This is a genomic window from Roseovarius sp. Pro17 (genome assembly GCF_035599575.1).
Classification (GTDB): domain Bacteria; phylum Pseudomonadota; class Alphaproteobacteria; order Rhodobacterales; family Rhodobacteraceae; genus Roseovarius.
Genome location: NZ_CP141179.1, coordinates 1,337,464 through 1,360,030, shown reverse-complemented (window position 1 = coordinate 1,360,030; position 22,567 = coordinate 1,337,464). Strand labels below are relative to the sequence as shown.

At 60.6% G+C, this 22,567-nt stretch carries 24 protein-coding genes and 1 tRNA gene; 9 read left to right on the top strand and 16 right to left on the bottom strand.

What is annotated here, in order from left to right; all coding sequences use genetic code 11:
* Positions 1-5: 5 nt before the first annotated feature.
* Both U3654_RS06610 and U3654_RS06605 read right to left on the bottom strand, forming a co-directional pair.
* Positions 6-323, bottom strand: a complete 318-nt coding sequence (locus U3654_RS06610; RefSeq protein ID WP_324754550.1) for a VOC family protein — start codon at positions 321-323, stop codon at positions 6-8.
* Positions 324-555: 232 nt separating this feature from the next.
* Positions 556-786 (bottom strand): hypothetical protein, encoded by a 231-nt coding sequence (locus tag U3654_RS06605; RefSeq protein WP_324754549.1) that lies wholly within the window; start codon positions 784-786, stop codon positions 556-558.
* A 457-nt stretch (positions 787-1,243) separates the two neighbouring features.
* Here U3654_RS06605 and U3654_RS06600 point away from each other — a divergent pair, with 457 nt between their 5' ends.
* From U3654_RS06600 to U3654_RS06585, 4 genes are all read left to right on the top strand, one after another.
* A complete protein-coding gene (locus tag U3654_RS06600; protein WP_324754548.1) occupies positions 1,244-2,065 on the top strand; it encodes a helix-turn-helix transcriptional regulator in 822 nt (273 codons plus the stop codon).
* A 118-nt stretch (positions 2,066-2,183) separates the two neighbouring features.
* On the top strand, positions 2,184-3,338 hold the full coding sequence (locus U3654_RS06595; RefSeq protein ID WP_324754547.1) for an aromatic ring-hydroxylating dioxygenase subunit alpha: 1,155 nt from the start codon (positions 2,184-2,186) through the stop codon (positions 3,336-3,338).
* The gene (locus tag U3654_RS06590; protein ID WP_324754546.1) at positions 3,335-3,550 is read left to right on the top strand and encodes a hypothetical protein; all 216 of its coding nucleotides are present in this window, start codon (positions 3,335-3,337) and stop codon (positions 3,548-3,550) included. The genes U3654_RS06595 and U3654_RS06590 overlap by 4 nt, the downstream gene beginning before the upstream one ends.
* A 70-nt stretch (positions 3,551-3,620) precedes the next feature.
* Complete coding sequence (locus U3654_RS06585) at positions 3,621-3,956, top strand: DUF3140 domain-containing protein (protein WP_324754545.1); 336 nt, start codon at positions 3,621-3,623, stop codon at positions 3,954-3,956.
* A 63-nt stretch (positions 3,957-4,019) separates the two neighbouring features.
* Here the strand turns inward: U3654_RS06585 and prfB are convergent, their stop codons facing one another.
* The 3 genes from prfB to U3654_RS06570 all read right to left on the bottom strand — a co-directional run bounded on the left by prfB (position 4,020) and on the right by U3654_RS06570 (position 9,122).
* Complete coding sequence (prfB, locus tag U3654_RS06580; protein ID WP_324754544.1) at positions 4,020-5,144, bottom strand: peptide chain release factor 2; 1,125 nt, start codon at positions 5,142-5,144, stop codon at positions 4,020-4,022.
* Between the two features lie 133 nt (positions 5,145-5,277).
* Positions 5,278-7,794: a PBP1A family penicillin-binding protein gene (locus U3654_RS06575; RefSeq protein WP_324754543.1), complete on the bottom strand. Its 2,517-nt coding sequence runs from the start codon at positions 7,792-7,794 to the stop codon at positions 5,278-5,280.
* A gap of 107 nt (positions 7,795-7,901) precedes the next feature.
* Positions 7,902-9,122, bottom strand: coding sequence for an N-acetylmuramoyl-L-alanine amidase (locus U3654_RS06570; RefSeq protein ID WP_324754542.1), 1,221 nt, complete (start codon positions 9,120-9,122; stop codon positions 7,902-7,904).
* Between U3654_RS06570 and U3654_RS06565 the strand changes: the two genes are divergently transcribed.
* The 3 genes from U3654_RS06565 to U3654_RS06555 all read left to right on the top strand — a co-directional run bounded on the left by U3654_RS06565 (position 9,121) and on the right by U3654_RS06555 (position 10,496).
* Positions 9,121-9,429 (top strand): hypothetical protein, encoded by a 309-nt coding sequence (locus U3654_RS06565; protein WP_324754541.1) that lies wholly within the window; start codon positions 9,121-9,123, stop codon positions 9,427-9,429. The two genes, U3654_RS06570 and U3654_RS06565, sit on opposite strands and share 2 nt — an antisense overlap.
* The gene (locus U3654_RS06560) at positions 9,413-9,589 is read left to right on the top strand and encodes a hypothetical protein (protein WP_324754540.1); all 177 of its coding nucleotides are present in this window, start codon (positions 9,413-9,415) and stop codon (positions 9,587-9,589) included. Before U3654_RS06565 ends, U3654_RS06560 begins: the two co-directional genes overlap by 17 nt.
* Positions 9,590-9,665: 76 nt before the next feature.
* Positions 9,666-10,496 carry a DsbA family protein gene (locus U3654_RS06555; RefSeq protein WP_324754539.1) on the top strand — a complete coding sequence of 277 codons (831 nt, stop codon included), beginning with the start codon at positions 9,666-9,668 and terminating at the stop codon, positions 10,494-10,496.
* Positions 10,497-10,641: 145 nt separating this feature from the next.
* On the opposite strand, the gene ispG is transcribed toward U3654_RS06555, so the two are convergent.
* The 3 genes from ispG to hemA form a co-directional block, all read right to left on the bottom strand.
* A complete protein-coding gene (gene ispG, locus U3654_RS06550) occupies positions 10,642-11,769 on the bottom strand; it encodes a flavodoxin-dependent (E)-4-hydroxy-3-methylbut-2-enyl-diphosphate synthase (protein WP_324754538.1) in 1,128 nt (375 codons plus the stop codon).
* A gap of 105 nt (positions 11,770-11,874) precedes the next feature.
* Positions 11,875-13,152, bottom strand: coding sequence for a helix-turn-helix domain-containing protein (locus U3654_RS06545; RefSeq protein ID WP_324754537.1), 1,278 nt, complete (start codon positions 13,150-13,152; stop codon positions 11,875-11,877).
* A 112-nt stretch (positions 13,153-13,264) separates the two neighbouring features.
* Positions 13,265-14,488, bottom strand: coding sequence for a 5-aminolevulinate synthase (gene hemA / locus U3654_RS06540; protein ID WP_324755240.1), 1,224 nt, complete (start codon positions 14,486-14,488; stop codon positions 13,265-13,267).
* Between the two features lie 380 nt (positions 14,489-14,868).
* Here hemA and U3654_RS06535 point away from each other — a divergent pair, with 380 nt between their 5' ends.
* Positions 14,869-15,201: a 5-aminolevulinate synthase gene (locus tag U3654_RS06535; protein ID WP_324754536.1), complete on the top strand. Its 333-nt coding sequence runs from the start codon at positions 14,869-14,871 to the stop codon at positions 15,199-15,201.
* A 64-nt stretch (positions 15,202-15,265) separates the two neighbouring features.
* Positions 15,266-16,657, top strand: a complete 1,392-nt coding sequence (locus U3654_RS06530; RefSeq protein WP_324754535.1) for a M20/M25/M40 family metallo-hydrolase — start codon at positions 15,266-15,268, stop codon at positions 16,655-16,657.
* 18 nt (positions 16,658-16,675) lie between these two features.
* On the opposite strand, the gene U3654_RS06525 is transcribed toward U3654_RS06530, so the two are convergent.
* The 8 genes from U3654_RS06525 to U3654_RS06490 form a co-directional block, all read right to left on the bottom strand.
* Positions 16,676-16,752: transfer RNA gene (locus U3654_RS06525), tRNA-Arg, on the bottom strand.
* Between the two features lie 57 nt (positions 16,753-16,809).
* On the bottom strand, positions 16,810-18,030 hold the full coding sequence (locus U3654_RS06520) for a cysteine desulfurase (RefSeq protein WP_324754534.1): 1,221 nt from the start codon (positions 18,028-18,030) through the stop codon (positions 16,810-16,812).
* Complete coding sequence (locus U3654_RS06515; RefSeq protein ID WP_324754533.1) at positions 18,030-18,626, bottom strand: Yip1 family protein; 597 nt, start codon at positions 18,624-18,626, stop codon at positions 18,030-18,032. The genes U3654_RS06520 and U3654_RS06515 overlap by 1 nt, the downstream gene beginning before the upstream one ends.
* Positions 18,623-19,108: a YIP1 family protein gene (locus U3654_RS06510; RefSeq protein WP_324754532.1), complete on the bottom strand. Its 486-nt coding sequence runs from the start codon at positions 19,106-19,108 to the stop codon at positions 18,623-18,625. The genes U3654_RS06515 and U3654_RS06510 overlap by 4 nt, the downstream gene beginning before the upstream one ends.
* Complete coding sequence (locus tag U3654_RS06505; RefSeq protein ID WP_324754531.1) at positions 19,108-20,394, bottom strand: SufD family Fe-S cluster assembly protein; 1,287 nt, start codon at positions 20,392-20,394, stop codon at positions 19,108-19,110. Before U3654_RS06505 ends, U3654_RS06510 begins: the two co-directional genes overlap by 1 nt.
* Positions 20,394-21,149: a Fe-S cluster assembly ATPase SufC gene (sufC, locus tag U3654_RS06500; RefSeq protein WP_324754530.1), complete on the bottom strand. Its 756-nt coding sequence runs from the start codon at positions 21,147-21,149 to the stop codon at positions 20,394-20,396. The genes U3654_RS06505 and sufC overlap by 1 nt, the downstream gene beginning before the upstream one ends.
* A gap of 37 nt (positions 21,150-21,186) precedes the next feature.
* On the bottom strand, positions 21,187-21,786 hold the full coding sequence (locus U3654_RS06495) for a hypothetical protein (protein WP_324754529.1): 600 nt from the start codon (positions 21,784-21,786) through the stop codon (positions 21,187-21,189).
* Positions 21,783-22,565 carry an FkbM family methyltransferase gene (locus U3654_RS06490; RefSeq protein WP_324754528.1) on the bottom strand — a complete coding sequence of 261 codons (783 nt, stop codon included), beginning with the start codon at positions 22,563-22,565 and terminating at the stop codon, positions 21,783-21,785. Before U3654_RS06490 ends, U3654_RS06495 begins: the two co-directional genes overlap by 4 nt.
* Between the last annotated feature and the right edge of the window lie 2 nt (positions 22,566-22,567).

Sequence of the window (22,567 nt, the reverse complement as noted above, 5' to 3'; positions counted from 1 at the left end):
TCGGATCAGTCGCCGGTATCGTGATGGAAGTGAAAGATGTTGCCGCTCAGATCGCGCAGCGAGAATTGCCGTAGGCCCCACGGGGTGTCGGTGATCGGTGCGACGATGTCCGCGCCGCGTTCCGACAACTCGGCGAAAGCCTGATCGACGTCTTCGGCAAAGATCCAGAATGTGGCGGGATGGATAGCGTCGTCCGTCTCGCGCAGGAAAATCGCACAAGGTCCGTGTGACACAGCGCCAATGCGCCCCTCGGTATTATGCCACGCGATTTGGAAACCCCAATGATCGCGGAAATAGGCTTGCGCCTCTGCGACGTTGCGCACCGCCAGTTTCGGCGTCGGTTGGGTAATCTTAATCTGGCTCCCTCCGCACTTAGCCCCAGCGGTGGACGCTGAAGCGCCCGACCACACTACGCCGCGCTTTACCAGCGGCAAAGCCCGCGTATCCTGTCATTCCGGGGAAATGCGCGATTGGCATGAAAAAGGGCGCTGACGGATTACCCACCACGCGCCCGTCTATCAAATTTTGAGATCGCCCTGGCAGCAGCGTCCGTCGTCAGGCGTAAGCTGCCACTCGCGCCTCGCGCAGAGGGATCACATTTGCCGAATGGCTGGTGTTGACCGCGCGCGGCGCAGCTTCTGGCAGCACACCCAAGCGAACACCCGCACGTTTGAGGTCCGAGCTGAGCGTGGGGTGGCTGTCGTGCATGACCAGGCGCGGCGCGTCTGCGAGGCGCATATCGCCACCATCACGCAGGTCGAACTCGACCAGGTCGCCAGCTGTCATCGCGGAATCGCCACCTTTGGCCCCGCGGTAAAACGCTAGGTCACCGTGATCTTCGCACCAGATAACTGCGCGGTTCTGGCGTTGATCCGTCCAAAGAACGACTCCGTACATGTGAATCCCCAATATCTTTGCTGTGGGGATCGCATTCCGACCCCAGTTGCGTACTGCCTTTGCGTCCGCGGCGTTTTTTCGCCATCTCAGCTTGGACCATTCCCTCTCATCTAAAATGTCGTTTTCAGACGGTTCCGACCATGTTTTAATCGACCCTACGGCTGGTCCTTTTGTGTCACAGCGCGCAAAATGTGACGCCAACTAGCGTCACTTGTCCGTGACAATGCACGCTGAACGTGATCAGGTCAGATTTGACACACCTAAATGATCTGGACGAGGCGTGATCACGTGATCGATTCCATCCTACGATCCGCCCCGCGCTGTCCCCGCTGAAACTGGACCCGACATGGCCACCGTCGAAAAACCTGTTCCATCACGCAACATTGACCCGGCGCGACTACGTGCGATTTTCGGTGAAAATCTGCGCACACTCAGCGCCGATTACCCGTCTGTCGCCGAGCTTTGCCGTGATCTGGGGATTAACCGCACCCAGTTCAATCGCTATCTTAGCGGCGAGAGTTTTCCGCGCCCCGACGTACTGCACCGCATCTGCCAATTCTTCGGCACCGACGCGCGCATCTTGTTGGAACGCGCTGACAATCTGAAATCGGCCTCTTTCGATCTGTTGAGCCATCCGGCCGTCGCCGGCTTTTTCGGCCCCGAACCTGTGGCGGTCCCCCACGAGCTGTTTCCCAACGGTATTTACCGCTTTGTGCGGCGCAGTTTCGTCGACGAGGCGCTGTTCGTGCGGGGCCTCATTCAGATCCACCGCGAGGATGGCTACACCTTCTTGCGCGGGTATGAGCCGATGGATGCGCTGCGCACTCAAGGGCTTTCGACAGCAAGGCGCGACCGCGAATTTCGCGGCGTCGTCATGCGCCAGGAAGAGGGCATCATGGTCATCGTGACCCACCGAAATTCCATGGCCTGCTCGTTTAACTTCCTCGCGCCCGAGACGTCATTCCAATCAAACCTCTGGGAGGGTTACGTCACCCGCACCGTGCGCGAAAAGATCGCAGGCATTCGCGCCGCGCGCATGGTTTATGAGCATCTGGGGGACAATTTCGGCGCCATCCTAACGGCAGCCCGGGGCAAGTCACTAGTCGGGATCGAGGATCTGCCGCCCTTTCACGCCCGTCTCTTGCGGGTCGATCAGCCGTTCAGGTAGCCACCACGCGTCTGAACGCATGTCGCCATGAGATAAGTCGCGTCGCGGATCGTCGGTTTCAGGCCCTCAGGCCGCGCTAGAATGACGTCAGCAGTCGCCTCACCACAGGAGCATAGTTATGACCGTCACTGACCTCTCATCCGTCCGCGCACCGGTGGAAACAGCAAATGGCTTGCCGAACGCGCACTACATCGACCCCGCCGTCTTTGACGAGGAAAAGCACGCGCTGCTCTACTCGCAATGGGCGGGCCTCGCCGTTGGCGCGGATGTGCCAGAGCCGGGCGACGCGGTGCCGATGACATTTCTTGGCATGCCGCTCCTGCTCTTGCGTGACAAGGACGGCGACATCCGCGTCTTTCAGAACATCTGCCGCCACCGGGGCATGATCCTGATCGACGCCCCACGCAAGATCGAAGGCGCGATCCGCTGCCCCTACCACTCGTGGTGCTATTCGACCAAAGGTGAACTGGTCAGCACGCCCCATGTCGGCGGTCCGGGCCAAAACACGCACCCCGCGATCAAGCGCAGTGAGTTGGGGCTGAACGAGGTGCGCAGCCACGTCTGGCGCGATATCGTCTGGATCAACATCTCGGGCGATGCGCCGGAATTCGAGGATGCCATGTCGCATATCATCGAGCGCTGGCGCGAGTTTGATTTGCCGCTGCATCATGGCGGCCATGGCAGCCGCTTCACCCTAGAGGTCCAGACGAACTGGAAGCTGGCGGTCGAAAACTACTGCGAAAGCTATCACCTGCCATGGGTTCATCCCGGCCTCAACAGCTACTCGCGGTTGGAAGATCACTACCATATCGAAGAGCCCGAGGCTTATTCCGGTCAGGGCACGATGGTTTACCGCCAGCTAACGAATGAAAATGGCGACAAGTTTCCCGATTTCGAAGAGGTCGGCGCCAAGTGGAACGAGCAGGCCGAATACATCGCGGTCTATCCCAACGTCCTGCTTGGCGTTCACCGCGACCATGCCTATGCAATCATCCTTGAGCCGCGCGGCCTCGAGCGTACGGCCGAACACGTCCATATCTACTATGCCGAACCGGGCGTCGATGAAGGGTTCAAGGCGCGCAATACGCAGCTGTGGAAGGGTGTCTTTGAGGAGGACATCTTTGTCGTCGAGGGCATGCAAAAGGGCCGTCACGTGACGCAATTCGATGGCGGGCGCTTCTCGCCGGTGATGGACAGCCCGACGCATTGCTTCCACGCTTGGGTCGCGGGCAAGGTCGAGGCGCATCGCGGTCTGGCAAAGGCGGCAGAATGAACGGCGACCTGCACCACCGCATGTTGACGGCGCATGCGGGGCCAGACCACGCTGCGCTGATCGCGCTCTATACGGAGGCGGCGGACAGTGCCAACGATCTGGATGCGTCCTGCTTCTTTCTGACCCATGCCTATGTCTTTGCGCTCGAGGCGGGCGCGCCGCAGGCCCGGCACCTGCACCACCGCCTTGCGATGCAGGGGCGCGAGGAATAATCACGCCGGCGTGCAACCCGTCCCTGCCCTGCGTCGTTGGTTTGCTAACCGACACCACAGGAGCGACCCGATGTCGTCATCTAAATCCCGCGACGAAATCTGGAGCGAATGGCGCGATCTGGTAAACATGGCGCCAAAGGAACTGGAAGAGTGGCTTCAGACAGACGCATCGAAATCTGTCGGAGACGCCGATAGCGGCGAGTCCACCGGCCACGCCTCAGGCCGCCGCATCATGGATATCAAGCGCACCAACAAGGCAGATATCACCGACGATCAATGGGATCACATGGCCAAGGTCACCGGGTACATCAAACGCCATCTGGCCCAAGGTGGCCCAAACGAGGACGTGGAAAACTCACCTTGGCGCTACTCGCTGATGAACTGGGGCCACGACCCGCTAGAATAGCGCGGGCCATATTTCATTGTCCCAAAAAATACTCAAATCCCGCGCGCTGCCAAAGGCGCAGCGTCATTCGCCCTGCGCTTCGGCGCGGCTCTTGCCGCTCACGTCCATCGCCAACGTCGCGGCCATGAATTGGTCCAGATCGCCGTCCAGCACACCCTTGGTGTCGGACGTCTCGACCAGCGTGCGCAGGTCCTTGACCATTTGGTATGGCTGAAGGACATAACTGCGGATCTGGTTGCCCCAGCCTGCGTCCCCCTTGGCGTCATGTGCCTCGTTAATGGCAGCGTTACGGCGGTCCAGCTCCAGCTGATAGAGTCGCGATTTCAGCGCCTTCATAGCAATATCACGGTTCTGGTGCTGTGATTTTTCCGATGACGTCACAACGATCCCGGTAGGATGGTGCGTGATCCGCACGGCCGAGTCGGTTGTGTTGACGTGCTGCCCGCCCGCGCCGGAACTGCGATAGGTGTCGATGCGGATATCACTTGGGTTCACCTCAATGTCGATATCGTCATCGACCACCGGATAGACCCAAACCGAGCTGAACGAAGTGTGCCGTTTGGCGGCGGAATCAAACGGGCTGATGCGCACGAGGCGATGCACGCCGCTCTCGGATTTCAGCCAGCCATAGGCATTGTGACCGCTGATCTTGTAGGCGGCGGATTTGATGCCTGCCTCTTCACCAGATTGCTCCGATTGCAATTCGACCGTGTAGCCGCGCTTTTCGGCCCAGCGGACATACATCCGCGCCAGCATGTTGGCCCAATCGCAGCTCTCGGTGCCGCCTGCGCCTGCGTTGATTTCAAGAAACGTGTCGTTGGCATCCGCCTCGCCATTCAGCAGCGCCTCCAGCTCCTTCTTGGCGGCGCGCTTGTGCAAGGCCTTAAGGGCAGTTTCCGCTTCGGCGACGACATCGGCGTCACCCTCGGCGTCGCCCATTTCGATCAGCTCAATATTATCTGACAGATCCTGCTTGATGGCATTGTGCGTGTCCAGCGCATCGACCAGCGCCTGCCGCTCGCGCATCAGCTTCTGCGCCTTTGTGGGGTCGTCCCACAGGTTCGGGTCCTCGACGCGCGCGTTAAACTCTTCCAGCCGGTGCTGGGCGGTCTCCCAGCCCAGCCGCTGGCGCAGCAGGTCGAGAGAGGTCTCGATCTCTTGGGTGATGTTCTGAATTTCAGCGCGCATTGAGGCCTTCCTGAGTGGTCTTGCGCCTGATACCGCAGCGCGCCCGGGCGGGCAAGCGCGCCGTCAACGCGCTTGGGGTCAGACCCGAGACCGCGATGGTCCGAAGTAAGGCCTAGCGAGTGGTCGAAAAGCTCTAGTATAGCCCGCCGGACGACATCGACCCGAAGGTCGCCTTTTTGCCCACTTTGCCAGTCTGGCCGCTCGATGTCGTGACGTCGCGCACCTGCTCGCCACTCCCCTCACGAAACAGCTCGAGGTCCGTGCCCATCGCAAATCCGCCGTCGAAGGCCAGACCAAAGATCGGATCCTCGCCATCGCGGAAATACTCGGCCACGACGTTCGCCCCCGAGGCGTTGTCGGCCAGCCGCGCACCGCTAAAGCGGTCGATCTTGATAAAGTGGCCGCCGGGGGGAATGGCAAATTCGCCGCCGCCATATTTTGCCGTCGCCTTGCGCATGAACTGGGTAAAGACCGGCCCGCACATGCCCGCGCCATAGGCGCTGCGCCCCAGACTGCGGGGCTGGTCGTAGCCGATATAGCACCCAGCAACGATGTTGCTAGTAAAGCCGATGAACCACACGTCGCGCGCGTCGTTGGTCGTGCCGGTCTTGCCCGCGACGGGCACGCTGAGGTTGACGTTGCCCGCCGCCGTGCCCCGCTGCACGACGCCCTGCAACATCGAGGTCAGCTGATATGCGGTGATCCCGTCGATCACACGCTCGCGATTGGACACGATGCGCGGGCCGCGACCCGGCGCGATGCCCGGATCATCGCAATCGGTGCATGTCCGCTCGTCATGGCGATAGACGGTGCGCCCGTAGCGGTCCTGCACGCGGTCGACCAACGTCGGCTCGACGCGCTCGCCACCATTGGCAAACATCGCATATGCCGCGACCATGCGGTAGACTGTCGATTCCTCGCTGCCGAGGGCATTGGCCAGAAACGGTCCCATATTGTCATAGACGCCGAACCGCTCGGCGTAGGCCGCGACCGTGTCCATTCCCACCTCTTGCGCGAGGCGGACGGTCATCAGGTTTCGTGACTGTTCGATCCCTGTGCGCAGAGGTGTGGGGCCGTAAAACCTGTTCGAAGAGTTGCGCGGCCGCCAGAGCCCTTGCGGCGTGTTCACCTCGATCGGGGCGTCCACCACGATGGTGGCGGGGCTGTAGCCGCTGTCGAGAGCCGCCGCATAGACGAACGGCTTGAAGCTGGAGCCGGGCTGACGTTTCGCCTGCGTCGCGCGGTTAAAGACCGAGTTCTGATAGGAAAATCCGCCCTGCATCGCGATAACACGACCGGTATTGACGTCCATCGCCATGAAACCGCCCTGCACCTGCGGCACCTGCCGCAGTGTCCAGCGGACGAAATTGCCACCGTCGGTCATGCGGCGCACATGCACGACCTGCCCTACTTCAAACGTCTGCTGAAAATTCTTTGGCAGCCACCCAATATCGTCGCGCGGAATGACCTGCGGCTCCGCCTCGGTCGCCTCGACACCCTCGATGCCGATGCGCATCTGCTGGTCCTCAATGCCCAGAATGACAGCGGGATACCACTCGCCATCCAGATTGACGTCGCGCGCCACCGACACATCGGCCAGTGCGGCGCGCCATGCTTCTTCGCTCTCCAGTGCTTCGGGGGGCACGCTCTTGCCGGTGCCGCGCCAGCGGCCCAGATTGCGGTCATACTGCTCCAGCTTGCCTTGCAGCGCGGCTGCGGCCTCGACCTGCATTTCAGGGTCGATGGTCGCACGCACGGTAAAGCCACCCGAAAAGAATTCGCCCTCGCCGAAATCGCGGCTTAGCTGGCGGCGAATCTCGTCCGTGAAATAGTCGCGGGGCGGCAACGCGGCCGAGAACGGCTCAAAATCGCCATTTTGCACACTGCGCAGCGGCTGTTCGACCTCGGTGTCGTAGACGGCCTTGGTGAGGTAGCCATTCTGCTGCATCTCGCGCAAAACATAGTTGCGCCGCTCCAGCAGACGCTCCTTGTTGCGCACCGGGTGAAAATTGCTGGGCTCCTTCGGCATTGAGGCGAGGAATGCGGCCTCGTGCGGGGCCAACTCATTGAGGGATTTGTTAAAATACGTCTGCGCAGCGGCGGTCACGCCATAGCTGTTTTGCCCCAGAAAAATCTCGTTGAGATAAAGCTCGAGGATCTTTTCCTTGCTGAGCGCCTCTTCGATACGGGTCGCTAGGATGATCTCCTTGATCTTGCGCTCGATCTTGCGGTCGCCCGAGAGCAGGAAATTCTTGACCACCTGCTGAGGAATGGTCGAGGCGCCGCGCACGGTGGCCCCGCGCGTTCTGATTGCCTCAACGATCGCGACGGCGATACCGCGCGCATCATAGCCGCCATGGGAGTAGAAATTCTTGTCCTCGGCGGAAATGATCGCTTGCTTGATCATCGCCGGGATTTCCTCGGCAGGGGTATAAAGGCGTCGCTCGCGACTGAATTCGTCGATTATGCGCCCCTCGCCCGAAAAGATTCGGCTGATCGTGGGCGGGGTATAATTGGCGAGGCTCTGGTGCGACGGCAGGTCGCGACCATAGATGTAAAAGATCGCGCCAATGCTGATTGCAATCATCATCAGGCCCATCGTCAGCAAGCTGAAGATAGACCCGAAGAATGTCAGGATATGTCTAAGCACACGCGCCCCTTATCAAACGGTATTGTTGGTCATATAGGCACCGCGCAGTCCGGCGTCAAAACACAAGCGCGCCAGCACTGGGCCGGTATCCGCGCACATCATCCGCGTCACTGGCGCACCAGCGCTGAATTGGCCGCATCGGCGATGATCCAGGCATCGACGCCATCGGTAATGGCCCGCGCCATACGGGCGCGCCATGCGGGATCGGTCAGATTGCCCAGATCACGCCCGCTGGACAAGAATCCCAGTTCCAGCAGCAAAGACGGGATGTCGGGCGATTTTAGCACTGAAAAGCTGGCGCTGCGGATCGGGTGCGAATTCAGCGGCAGCCCTTCCTCCTCAAGGCCCAGCAGCAGGGCGCGTGCCAAATGCTCGGCGCGAGGCTGCGTTTCCATCCGGGCGAGGTCCATCAACACGTCGGCGACGACGTCATCAGTGCCGCTGAGGTCGATACCCGCCAGCATGTCGGCGCGGTCGTGCCGTTCGGCCAGCGCGGCGCTGGCGGCGTCGCTGGCATCTGCGCCCAGCTTATAGATCGTGGCGCCGCGCGCCATCCCCTCGCCCAGCGAATCTGCGTGCAGCGACAGGAACAAATCCGCATTTGCACCATGTGCAATGGCCACGCGCCGTTCCAGCGAGACAAAGCTGTCATCCTCACGTGTCAGCACGACTTGCGTATCACCCCTACGCAGCAGCGCCTCTTTCAGCTCACGCGCGAAGCTGAGCATCAAATCCTTCTCAATCGTGTCACCCTCATCTGCGCCAGGATCGATTCCGCCGTGACCGGGATCCAGCACGATGACCAGGGGCCCGCCCGCCTCGCGCGATGCGATGACGCCCACATCGGCGGCCTCGGGCAGATCCCAGCCGGGTTGATGCGGCACTCCTGCACCTGCGGCAAAGACCTCTTGCGTGGTCCGCTCCAACACCAATTTCAGCTGCGCACCGTTGCCGGGTGCGTCACCAATCAGCGCCGCCTGCACCAGCGCATAAGGGCCAGCCAGCTCCAGCACCATCCGCGACCAGCCGGGACGAAAACCGCCGACGCGGGCCGACAAAACCAGATCGGTTTGCAATAGCTCAGGGCCCAGCGTGCCGACCCAATCCACCTCGCGGAAGTCGACGACGATCCTTGCGGGCGCGTCGAGGCTGAATATGCGGAATGGCACCCCTTGGCTAAGCGCCAGATCAACGTTGATCGCGCCATGCTCGGACGTGATGGCGCTGGCGTCTGGGTCGAGGCGTGCCAATGCACCAAAATCGCTCTGCTGCGCCGCCGCGCCAGCGCCGCTCAGCGCCAGCGCGAGGGCAAGGATCCAGTTTCTCATGATCGTTCGATCCAATTCCTGCGCCGGTTTTCCGACATCTTCACCCGCAACCTTAGCAGCCGTGCAACGCCGCGCCCAGCCCATCACAATAGGCGGAGCGGCGCTGCAAGGGCTTGAGTCGCGCGCGGCATTGTTCCTAGACTGCCCGCCAGTCCTGCCCCTTTTCATCCCGAAACACGAGGCTCGTCAATGCGCTCTGCACCGCAAAATCCCGGTCTGCCTGATTTTCGCGCTCACGCTGATCGCGGCCAGCATCGCGCAACTCGCCGAGGCATCGCGCTGGGGGCAACATGCGCGTCGTGCGTGATCTGGCGATCGCCTGTGCCAAATCAGGGCAGAACAGCATGGCTTCGCTGGTCACAGCTGTGCGTTATGCCATGATCCATCGGCTGGAGCACGCCGAATTCCATGGCATGCGTGCTGCGGACCTCTTGCCCAACGGGTCGGGTGGTTGGCAACGCGCGTAAGATGTGCTTTCTGCCGCCAAGGCCGCCCGGCGTTGCCCCGGGCCGCGACACAATTTTTAAAACGGAGAACATGCCGATGAACCGCACCGCCATTCTGACCGGGGTCGGCGTGATCGTCGCCGGCGCAGCGTTGACTTGGGTCATAGCACCGGACGACGAAGCCCCGCCACCCGCGCAACCCGCCGCCGAGACCAGCCAGTCGCTTGACGCCGAAACCTCGCAGGCGGACGCCCCCGAGATCGGCCAACTGGACGACGAGGCGTTCGGCGCGCGCGTGCGCAACTATCTGCTGACAAATCCTGAGGTGATCTTCGAGGCCGCGGCCATCATGGAGCAGCGCCAGCAGGAGCTGCAAAGCGCGAATGACGGTGATCTGATCGAACAGCACGCGGACGCGATCTTTGACGACGGCCATTCCTGGGCCGGCGGCAACCTGGATGGCGACGTCACCATCGTCGAGTTCATGGATTACCGCTGTGGCTATTGCCGCCGGGCATTTCCCGAAGTCGAGGAACTGATCGCCAGCGATGGCAACATTCGCATCATCATCAAGGAATTCCCGATTCTGGGCGAGCAGTCGACAATCGCGGCTCAGTTTGCCATCGCAACCCAGCAGAAATTGGGCGACGACGCCTACAAGGCGCTGCACAACGCGATGATGACCTACAAGGGCGACATGGCCGTGCCCGCGCTGACCCGCCTAGCCGAAACGTTGGACCTGGATGCGGCCGCGATCGTGGACCACATGGACAGCGACGAGGTGTCCAAGGTGATCGCAGATAACCGCGCGCTGGGTCAGGCGCTGCAAATCTCGGGCACGCCGTCGTTCATCATGCAGGATCAGGTCCTGCGCGGCTATGTCCCTCTGGAAGGGATGCAGGATATCGTCGAGGATATTCGCGGCTAAAGCACTGTGCATTCAAACCGAGGCAGCTGATAGACTGCAAAACGCCTGAAACATCTGAATGTTGCGCGCGTTTTACCCAAATCTCTGATTCAGTATTAAGGCAAAGAGCTTTGAGTGATTGGCGCCGCCCGACAGACGGGCGGCGCTACTCAGCTGCTTCTTGCGCAGTTTCAGCGTCGATCTGTGCGGCGCGCTCTTCGACTTGTTCGACGATATGGTCGATCATCTGATCGTTGCTCAGCTTATGGCTCTGCTTGCCCGCGAGGTAAACCATGCCGGACCCTGCGCCGCCGCCGGTAAATCCGACATCGGTCATCAATGCCTCGCCCGGCCCATTCACCACGCAGCCGATGATACTAAGGCTCATGGGCGTCCTGATATGCTCCAGCCGACGTTCCAAAATCTCGACCGTCTTGATCACGTCAAAGCCTTGCCGCGCGCAGCTGGGGCAGCTGATAATATTGACGCCACGGTGGCGCAGGCCAAGAGATTTGAGGATCTCAAAGCCCATCTTGACCTCTTCGACCGGATCGGCGCTCAGGCTGACGCGGATGGTGTCACCGATCCCGGCCCATAGCAGATTGCCCATGCCGATAGCAGACTTGACCGTGCCGCTGATCAGCCCACCCGCCTCGGTGATGCCAAGGTGGATGGGCGCATCGGTGGCTTCGGCCAATTGCTGATAGGCGGCTGCGGCCATAAAGACGTCCGACGCCTTTACGCTAATCTTGAATTCGTGAAAATCGTTGTCCTGAAGGATGCGGATATGCTCCAGCCCGCTCTCGACCATCGCGTCGGGGCACGGCTCGCCGTATTTTTCCAGCAGGTGACGTTCCAGACTGCCCGCGTTGACGCCGATGCGAATCGAACAGCCATGATCGCGCGCTGCGGCAATCACATCGCGCACACGCTCGGGGCTGCCGATATTGCCGGGATTGATGCGAAGGCAGGCCGCACCGGCCTCGGCGGCCTCGATGCCGCGTTTGTAGTGAAAATGGATGTCGGCGACGATGGGCACCGGGCTTTCCCGCGTGATGTCCTTCAGCGCCTTGGCCGACGCCTCGTCCGGAACGGAAATGCGCACGATATCTGCGCCCGCATCTGCAGCAGCCTGAACTTGCGCCACAGTCGCGGCAACATCGCTGGTGATAGTGTTCGTCATGGTCTGGACGGTAATCGGTGCGCCGCCGCCCACAGGCACGCTGCCCACATGGATCTGGCGGCTCTGGCGGCGCTCGATATTGCGCCACGGACGGATGGAGTTTAGCGACATGAAAGCGGTCCTTCCTCCGACAGGATGACCCGCCGGTTGCATATTCCTGTCACCAGATAGGATGATCGGGGTGCGGCTTCAATCACCAAGCGTGCGTATGCCGCGTCACTCGACCGGTTGAGTGCCCGGTTGAGGCTCGGGCGCGGTACTTAGCTCGGCAACATAACGCTCGAGGTCGGAATCGCTGCTCAGATCGGCCACCTCAAGCGCGTCGGTCAGGTCCGTCGGCGCCAACGCCATGCTGGACGTGACCGAACCGCGTGGACCGACCGGACCGTAATGCTGACCTGCAACCTTGAAATAGATCGCGCCGGATTCGCCAACACGCAGGGTCGGCGCCACTTCGGTCAGGGGGACGTCATAGGTGTCGCCACCGTTCATAATCCCCTCAAAGATCACCGTTCCGTCCGCCGAACGCACGCGCACCCAAGCAGGGCGTACTGCGACCATCTGCACACCACTCGGCGACTCGGCGACAACTTGCGGGCCGACGATCGACGCGATGACGGCGTTTAGGGCAGTGGGCTGCGTCTCAGTCTGGGGCTGCATGCCTGATGGCTCGGACGAGGCGATCAAAACGCCGGGCAGCGTGCCGCCCCGCATCGGATCAAGTGTCGAGATCGGACCATCGCGGGCAATTAGGACAGGCACGTCCAGCGCCTCGGGGCGGTAGAGCCGGTCAAGCGTTTCGCCCTCGGGCGCAATCATTCCGGCAGTTTTTGCAACCTCGTCGCCCTGCTCTGCATCTTCGGCTTCCTTCGGCGCGCGAGTCTTCACACCTGCCAGCGGGTCGAGGTCGGCCAGCAAGTCGGGTGTGTTCTCGACCGGCGATACCTGTACGCGCTGCACTTCGTTCAGCACGCTCCAGCCGCCATAGCCGATAGCGGTGATTAGCGCGACCAGCACGGCGACCGACCCGATTGCGCCCGGCTCGATCCGGGACAGGAGGCTTTCACTTGCGGGAACAAAGGGCATGCTGGGCGCGGTCAGGCGCGCATCGCCACGCCCGGTCGTGCGTGACATGGGCGAGTCGCTGCGCCGCACAGAGGACGCAGCGGCGGACATACCGTGGGCGATCGAAAATCCGCTTTCGGTGCAGAATGTGGCGAAGGCCCGGTCAGGATCCATGTTCAGATAGCGCGCATAAGAGCGCACATAACCGGGGATGAAACCGGGTGTGTCGAAGGCATCGGGATTGGCGTTTTCAATGGCGGCGACGTAGCTGGCCTTGATGCGCAGTTCGCGTTCGACATCCAGCAGCGACTTGCCCATTGTGGCCCGTTCACCGCGCATGAGATCGCCTAGCCGCAAATCGAAAGAATCGAAACCACGCGGCTCAACCTCGTCGACCACGCTCTTTCGGATAAACCGGCGCAAAATCATGCAAACTGCCCCTCAATGCTCAGAAGTCTGGGTTCGAACGTCCCGATTCGACCCTGCTCTTTGTTTTCAGGCAATTTAGCATATCACAAGAGCTTTTGCACCCAATATGGCTCTACGCACTCAGTTCGGCGCGATTCAGCGCACAGTGACTCCATAATGCATCCATCGCGCAAACGAGGCGATCAATCTCGCCGGATCCATGCACCGGTGACGGGGTAAAGCGCAGACGCTCGGTCCCGCGAGGCACAGTGGGAAAATTGATCGGCTGCACATAAATGCCGTAGTTCTCCAGCAGCATGTCACTGAGTTTCTTGGTATGTTTCGGATCGCCCACGATGACCGGCACGATATGACTGCCGTGGTCAATCAGTGGCAGGCCCAGCCCCTTGAGGCGCAATTTCAGGATCTTGGCCTGAGTTTGATGCCGCTCGCGCAGCGCCTGATCTCGCTTGAGAAACGCGACGCTCGCCGCCGCACCTGCCGCGATGGCAGGCGCCAAAGACGTGGTAAAGATAAAACCGGGCGCATAGCTGCGCACCGCGTCGCACATCCGCGCCGAGGCGGCGATGTAGCCGCCCATGACGCCATACGCCTTGGCCAATGTGCCGTTAATGATGTCGATGCGGTGGGCGAGGCGGTCACGTTCGCTGACGCCGCCGCCGCGCGGGCCATACATGCCGACCGCGTGGACCTCGTCGATATAAGTTAGCGCGCCAAATTCGTCCGCCAAATCGCAGATCGCCTCGATGGGGCCGAAATCGCCGTCCATCGAATAGACGGATTCGAACGCGATCAGCTTGGGCGTCGTTGGATCGTCGGCGGCCAGCAATTCGCGCAGATGCTCCACATCGTTATGGCGAAAAATCCGCTTGGCACCGCCGTTGCGGCGCACGCCCTCGATCATGCTGGCGTGGTTCAGCGCGTCGGAGTAAATTATGAGGCCGGGAAACAGCTTGGGCAGGGTCGAAAGCGTGGCGTCGTTGGCGATATAGGCCGAGGTAAAGAGCAGCGCTGCCTCTTTGCCATGCAGATCGGCCAATTCAGCCTCAAGCCGCTTGTGATAGACTGTCGTGCCGGAAATGTTGCGCGTCCCGCCCGAGCCTGCACCGGTGGCGTCGATCGCCTCGTGCATCGCGCTCAGCACTTCGGGATGCTGACCCATGCCCAGATAATCGTTGCCGCACCAGACGGTGATCAACTGCTCGCCGCCATCCGGGCGTGTCCAGGTCGCGTGCGGAAAATGGCCTTGGCGCCGTTCGATGTCGATGAAAGTGCGATAGCGACCCTCGCCATGCAGATGGCCAAGTGCTTCGTCCAGCTTTGCCGTATAATCGATGGGCTGAGTCAAGCGGCTTCCTTTCCTTGGTCGCGCCCGGCATTGGGTGTCCGGGCAAGGCGACGCAAACGCGCCGATCCTAGGGTATGGAGGTGATATAGCCCCCGGTATTTTCATGCAACAGGGTACAAAGTGCCGCGCCCGGGAACGTTGATCCATATCAATGAAATGATGCTTCTGCATCCTGCGACGGACGGCACAACGCGACGTACCAGATCAGGCGTGATGCACAGGAGAGGCGCCATGTATGTAACCTGATACCTACGAATCTTGCTTTTGCGCTTTTTTTTTGATATATGCAGGCCCAATAATTTTCAATTTTATCTATAATTAATACCAACCAGCTTTTGTAAAATTCCGCCTTTGATCGGATATTTATCGTGTCGTTCGCATTTTCACTGCATTCGGTTGTCCCCCTTCTCGTCGCGGCTTCGGCAGGTGGGTACGCCATTGCAACCGTGGGGATGAAAAGCAGTTCGAACGGGCAAATCGCACTTGGGCTCACCCTTGGCGTGATTGGTTTTGTGCTGGCTTTCGGGGCCGAGGTTGTGATGCTGCGCAGATACGATCTTTCGCTGGTCTATGTTGCGGTAATCGCCGCCGAGTCCATGTTGGTGCTCGCCTGGGCGTACTATATTGGTGAGGGGCTGTCGCCTCGCCAGTATCTTGGTGCCTTCATGGTGGTGGCAGGGCTGGCGGCGGTTGCCGCCTGAAGGCTGGACACTGCCTGCATGTCAGCTACGCTCCGGGCGATTCCCTAAACAGGAGCCTTTCCCGATGTCGCTTGATGCCGTCCTCGCCCGCATAGACGCTGACCTTCCTTCCGCCACGCAGCGCCTGCTGGAATTCCTGCGCATCCCGTCAATCTCGACCGATCCGGCCTATGCAGACGCGTGTCAGGATGCCGCCGACTGGCTGGTGAACGACCTGCAAAGCATTGGCATCAAGGCCGCAAAGCGTGTGACGCCAAAGCATCCCATGGTCGTCGGTCATGCGGGTGAGGACGCACCCAAGGGGGCGCCGCATCTGCTATTTTATGGCCATTACGACGTCCAGCCCGTCGATCCATTGCCTCTCTGGACGCGCGATCCGTTTGATCCAGCGGTTGAGCAGACCCCCAAGGGCGGGGTCATCCGCGGGCGCGGCACCAGCGACGATAAGGGTCAGTTGATGACCTTCGTCGAGGCATGCCGCGCGTGGCGCGAGGTCAATGGCACCCTGCCCTGCCGCATCACATTTTTCTTCGAGGGCGAAGAGGAATCAGGCTCACCCTCCCTCGTGCCGTTCATGCAGGAGAACGCGGACGAACTGCGTGCCGACATCGCGCTGATCTGTGACACCGGCCTGTTCCAGTCGAAAACGCCTGCGATCGTGACAATGCTGCGCGGCATGGTCAGCGACGAGGTGACCATCACCGGGCCGGATAAGGATCTGCATTCGGGGTTCTTTGGCGGCATCGCGGCCAATCCGATCCGCGTGCTGGCCTCTGTGCTGGCCGGGCTGCATGACGACACTGGCCGCGTCACCCTGCCCGGTTTTTACGACAATATCCCCGACCTTTCGCCGGACGTGCGCGCGCAGTGGGAGGGCTTGGGTTTCGATCATGCCCGCTTTCTCGGGGATGTGGGCCTCAGCAAACCGGCAGGCGAAGAGGGCAGAATGCCGCTTGAGATGATCTGGTCGCGCCCGACCGCTGAGGTTAACGGCATCTGGGGCGGCTATACCGGCGACGGGTTCAAGACAGTCCTGCCCAGTCAGGCCAGTGCCAAGATCAGCTTTCGTCTGGTCGAGGGGCAGGATCCCATAGCGATCCGAGACGCGTTTCGCGCCTACGTAAACGCCGCGCTGCCCGAGGATTGCACTGCCGATTTCACCGCCCATGGCGCCAGCCGCGCAAGTATGATGGAGACCAGCGATCCGGCCTTTGAGGCGGCCCGCAAGGCGCTGTCCGACGAATGGCCCGAAGAGGCCGCCTATGTCGGCTGCGGCGGCTCGATCCCCATAGCTGGCCATTTCGGCGAGATCCTGGGCATGACCGCAATGCTGATCGGCTTTGGCAAGGACGACGATGCGATCCATTCCCCAAACGAAAAGTACGACATGGAAAGCTTTCACAAAGGCACGCGCAGTTGGGCGCGCATTCTGGACGCGCTAACGCAGGTCAAGTAGCTGAGATAAATAGAAATTTGGTGCACCCAATAGGATTCGAACCTATGACCTCTGCCTTCGGAGGGCAGCGCTCTATCCAGCTGAGCTATGGGTGCCTGAGCCGCGATATACCTGTGCGCTGCCCCGCCCGCAACGCATAATTCGGGCGCGGATCACGCGAACAGATCGTGGCACAGTTCCAGCGCATCGACCAACGCATCAACTTCGGCCTCGGTGTTGTAGACGGCAAATGACGCGCGACAGGTCGCGGTGACACCCATATGTTCCATCAACGGCGCGGCGCAATGCTGCCCGGCGCGCACGGCGACGCCCTTTTTGTCGAGGATTGTGGAAATGTCATGCGCATGCCCTGCCCCGTCCATCGTAAAGCTGAAAATCGCCGCTTTGTCCGGTGCGTTGCCCTGCACCTGAAGCCAGTTCAGCCCGTCCAGCTTTTGGGCCGCATAATCGCGCAAGCGATCCTCATGAGCAGCGATGTTCGCCATACCCAGCCCCATCATGTAATCCAGCGCGACGCCCAGCCCGATGGTTTGCACGATGCCGGGCGTGCCGGCCTCGAATTTCATCGGCGGATCGTTGTAGATCACAGCGTCCTTGGTCACCTCGCGGATCATATCACCACCGCCCATAAAGGGCCGCATCTCTTCCATCCGCTCGCGACGCACATAGATCGCGCCCGACCCCGATGGGCCATACAGCTTGTGGCCGGTGATGGCATAAAAATCGCAGCCGATGTCATCGACATCGACGGGCATATGCACTGCGGCCTGACTGCCGTCGACCAAAACAGGAACGCCCTTTGCCCGCGCCGCAGTGCAGATCGCCTTTACATCAACCTTGGTGCCCAACACGTTGGAAAGATGTGAAATCGCCACCAATTTGGTACGTGGACCGATGGCGTCAATCACCTTTTGCGCATCGAGCACACCGTTCACGTCGGTATCGACCCATTTCAAAACCGCGCCTTGCCGTTCGCGCAGGAAATGCCAAGGCACGATATTGGCGTGATGTTCCATGACACTCAGCACCACCTCGTCACCGGGCTGGAACCGGGGCATCGCCCAACCATAGGCGACCATATTGATCCCCTCTGTGGTGCCCGAATTCAGCACGATCTGATCGGCATCCGCAACCCCGAGAAAGCGCGCGATGGTGCCGCGCACGCCCTCGTATTTCTCAGTCGCGACGTTGCTGAGGTAGTGCAAGCCTCTATGAACGTTGGCATATTCATGTGAGTAAGCCGTGTTGATCGCGTCGATAACCACCTGCGGCTTTTGCGCCGAGGCGCCATTGTCGAGGTAAACCAGCGGCTTGCCGTTTACCTCGCGCGAAAGGATCGGAAAATCGCCGCGTAGCTTTTGAATATCGAGCATCACGCCCCTCCCATAACCAGCGTTGCCAGAACGCCGAGGAAAGCAGACAGCCCAATCAACATCCCCAGAAACGCGAGGATAATTACGGCGACTGCCTTAAAAATATTTTCGAATCCGTGCGCCCGATCAATAAAGACGACGAGGATCACCAAACCCCAAACTGATGCCACGACGACCAGCACAAGGCCGGCCAGCGGCAGCGCCAGCATTAATACCAATAGCGCCAGCTGCACAGCGAGGCGCAGCACCTGGAGCCATGCGATCAGCGCCAAAATCTGTGGCACTTCGGCCTTGCCACCCATTGCCTTCCCCACCCAGGTCAGCGTCATCACCGTGATGACCAACGCACCCAGAAGAAACATGGTGAACAGCGCAGGCGATTGCAGCGCGGGCGGGATCAAAGGCGTAGTCCCCGGGTCAGGCGGGCCACCAACCTGTAAAAACAGCGAATAGACGATGCCGTTCAGCACCCCCATAAGCGCCAGCGCCGTCCACAGCCATCTACGCGGCAAATCCAGGCCCATAATGCGGTCCGCCGCTGCGCGCGGCGCGCTCAGCGTTTGGCGAAAAAGGTCGATAGCGAATGCTTTGTTCATGTCCTGCCCCACTCCGCCTCGCGCAGCCCCAGTGCCCAGAATGCGGCAAAGGCCACCAGCCAGAGAATGCCAATTGCCGTCAGCCCGGGCCCCGGCCCGATGAATCCCGCAACTAGGCCATGTAAGAGCACCAGCGGACTGGCCGCCAGCAGCGCCCAAAAGAGTGACAACCGCGCGCCAAAACCGCTGCCCCGCCCGCCGAAGACCCGTGCGATCCAGTGACTGATCAGCGCGATCGCGTAAAAGATCAATGGCGCGATGAATGCCCAAGCCAGCAGCGCGCCGCCAAGAAGCGGGTTCAGCTCCTGCTCGGTCAGGTACGCCTCACGCGCAAGGCGCGGCCACTGCGCAACGAACATCACGACGCAGCCAGCCATCAGGATCGCCAACGCACGATCCTCACGCTGGCCCATTGACAGCATCCGCCGCATTACGGCGCCGGGGGCACGATAGGTGGCCGCGATGTCACGCGTGACTGGCATCAGGCGCGCCGCCGCTCCAGCCAGCCTTCCAGCAACGCCTTGATCTCATCTTGAAGGGCCAGATCCTCGATTTCTTCCACCGCCTCGGCGAGGAACGCCAGCGTCAGAAGGTCGGTTGCGTCCCCCTTGGGCACGCCTCGCGCGCGCAGGTAATACATCGCGTCCTCGTCGATCGCGCCCGAGGTTGACCCGTGCGAGCAGATGACGTCGTCGGCATAGATCTCCAGCTCGGGCTTGGCCAGAAACTGGCTGTCGCCGTCCAGCAGCAGGGACTGGCTGATTTGATAGCCGTCGGTCTTTTGCGCGCCCGCCTTGACCAGGATCTTGCCTTGAAAAACGCCGGTCGCGCCGTTGCGCAGCACCTTCTTGAACACCTGCCGGCTTTCGCAACGCAGCCCTTCATGTGTGACGAACACTGTGTCGTCATCATGAAAATCGCCGTCGCCCATGGATGTCCCCGCCACATGCGCGCTGGCATCGTCGCCGGTCAGTTCAATCACGCATTCATTGCGCGTCATCACGCCATTTGCCGTCATGGTAAAGGACTTGAAGAGGCTTTCCGTCCCCAACCGGGCAAAGACATGCGTCGCCTCGCGCCGCTCGTAATCGCGCCCTTGGGTGCGTACATGATGGAACGAGGCGCCATCAGCGACGTCCACTTCCAGCACGTTATTGAAACGTGCCGCGGCCGGACCGTTTTCCAGCAGCGTCATCTCTGCGCCAGGATCAAGCTTAATCACGTGATGCAGATACGCATCCGAAGTCGTTGATTCGTGGCGATAAATCACGTTGATAGGCTTGGAAGCCTTGCCCGTGACATGGATCAGCAGGCCGTCGGTCGATACAGCACTGTTCAACGCCGCCAATGATCGCGCGACAGGAGTCTGACCGCGCGTTTCCAGAACACCGTATAAGTCTTTGGCCCAGTGGATATCCATCTGACCCGCCTCGGCCAGACGCTCGATCGTGATGCCTTCGGCGGCCAGATCGTCGCTGGCAGCTGCATCGAATACGCCATCGACGAAAACGATTTTGACTCGATCCACATCGCCAAAGATTGGCTTTTCATCCGCGTGAAACACCGCCGCCTCGGGTGCATCCGCCTGCGTCAGCGTGTCGGGGCGGGTGAACTTCCAATACTCGTCGCGCCGCTGCGGCAGGCCCATGGCGCGCAGACGGGCCAGCGCATCCTTGCGCGCCGCCTGTGCCCAGACACCACCTTTGGGCAATGTCAGCGCGGCCAACCGCGCCTCGCTTGCCGATTGCTTGGGATTTGTCGCCAACATTACGCCACCTCCGCCAGAATATCCGCATAGCCGTTCTGCTCAACCTCAAGGGCCAGTTCGGGACCGCCCGTCTTGACGATCCGCCCATCCGACATGATGTGAACGTAGTCCGGTTTGATATGGTCCAGCAGCCGCTGATAATGTGTGATCACAAGAAAGCCGCGACCCTCGCTGCGCAGCGCGTTGACGCCCTCGGCGACCAATTTCATCGCGTCCACGTCAAGACCCGAATCCGTCTCGTCGAGGATACACATCTTGGGCTCCAACAGGGCCATTTGCAGGATTTCGTTGCGCTTTTTCTCGCCGCCGGAGAAACCGACATTGACCGGACGTTTCAGCATTTCGGCGTCGATCTTGAGCTCCTTCGCCTTGGCACGGATCAATTTGAGAAAATCGGCCGCGCTCATTTCCTCTTCGCCGCGCGCCTTGCGCTGTGCGTTGAGGGCGGTGCGCATGAAGGTCATATTGCCGACGCCGGGGATTTCGACCGGGTATTGGAACGCAAGAAAGAGGCCAGCCGCCGCACGCTCTTCGGGCTCCATGGCCAGAATATCCTGACCCTCCAGCGTCGCGCTACCCTGCGTCACCTCATAGCCGTCCCGACCCGACAGCACGTAGCTGAGCGTCGATTTGCCAGACCCGTTCGGCCCCATAATCGCGTGGACCTTGCCCGCCTCTACGGTCAGGTCGACGCCCTTGAGGATGGCCTTGTCCTCATCTTGAAGTTCGACATGCAGGTTCTTGATCTCAAGCATTTTTTAGTCCTTTCATCTTTGTCATCATGCAAGCCTTTTATGGCCGCATCATCATCTTGATTATCGGCAGCAGCCGGTGTATCGGCACAGCCATCGGGGCCACCTCGAATTCGGCCATGCGACCGATCAGGCGGGGCGTCCCCAGAAACTCTTCGACCACGTGATAGCCTTTGCGCCGCTTGTAATCGTCTACCAGCATCGTCACGGGTTTTGCCGTACAAAACGCCGTTGCCATGGCGCAACCAGGACGAAAGCGGCCATCGACCAGCACGACGTCTGGCTGTTTGAATCCCTCGCGCTGCCAGACCGCCAGCGGGTAGTCGGCATAGTGCCGCCATGCGCGATCATCCACCGGCCTGCCCCAATCGCCAGTATCGCCGACATTGGACCAGATCACCTCGACCTGCGTGCCGTTGTTGGCCGGGTTCTGCACCAGCCAGTTCTGCATCATTTCCGCCCAGGCCCGGTCGCTCTCGACTGAAAATACTGTTTTGCCCGGCAGTTCCGACGCCAGCAAGGTCGAACCGCCGCTGCCGTATTCAAGGATCACGTCTGCTGCGCTGTAGGCTTCGGCGACGCGCGCAGCCTCTGCCTCGGGCATGGTCAATTCAGGACGTTCTATGAGGGTGTCGCTCATGCTGTGGCCCCCGGTGTCAGCAGGTAGTTGCAGTTTTTGCGGCTATGGCGAAGGCTCTGAACCACATCATAACGATGCTTGTTACGCCATGCGTCAAAGGCTACCGCATTCTCTTCGTCGACTTCGATCAGGATCACTGGGCGATGCTTCCGAACTGTTCGCTCCAAACCGGAAAGCACTTTGATTTCCATGCCTTCCACGTCAATCTTGATCAAATCAGGCGCCTCACCCGCCAGCAAATCGTCACCGGAATGCACCTCCAGATTGCCTTTACCCGCGAACATCTTGGTCGCGCCCAGATTGCGATCGTGCCGCTTCATCCCATAGCCGCCACCCGGCGAATCCGATAGCCCAACGCCCAGCAGGCTAAGCTCAATCACGCCCTCCAGCCGGTTCAGCAAGACATTGGCCATCAGCGGAGCTATGGCCAGCGGGTTCGGCTCTACAACGATCACGCGCGTGGCGCCCATCCGAGTGGCAAAGAACATCGCATGGTTGCCGGTATTCGCACCAATATCAATGATATGTGCGCCACTCCTGACGTTTTTCCGGAGCAACTCCAGCTCTTCAGCCTCAAAAAATTCGCCCTTGCGCCATGCGTTCTGGATCGGGTCGCGCGCCATGTTCAGACACAGATTCAGCCCCATCTGCGGCACGTGTAGCACCTCAAACGGTGGAAAGGCGACCGGAAGACCAGCGGACAACGCATTGCGCGCGGCCGAGACATCAAAATACGTCTCGTCCGTCAACTCGGGCAGAGGCATAACGACGTCATTCATCG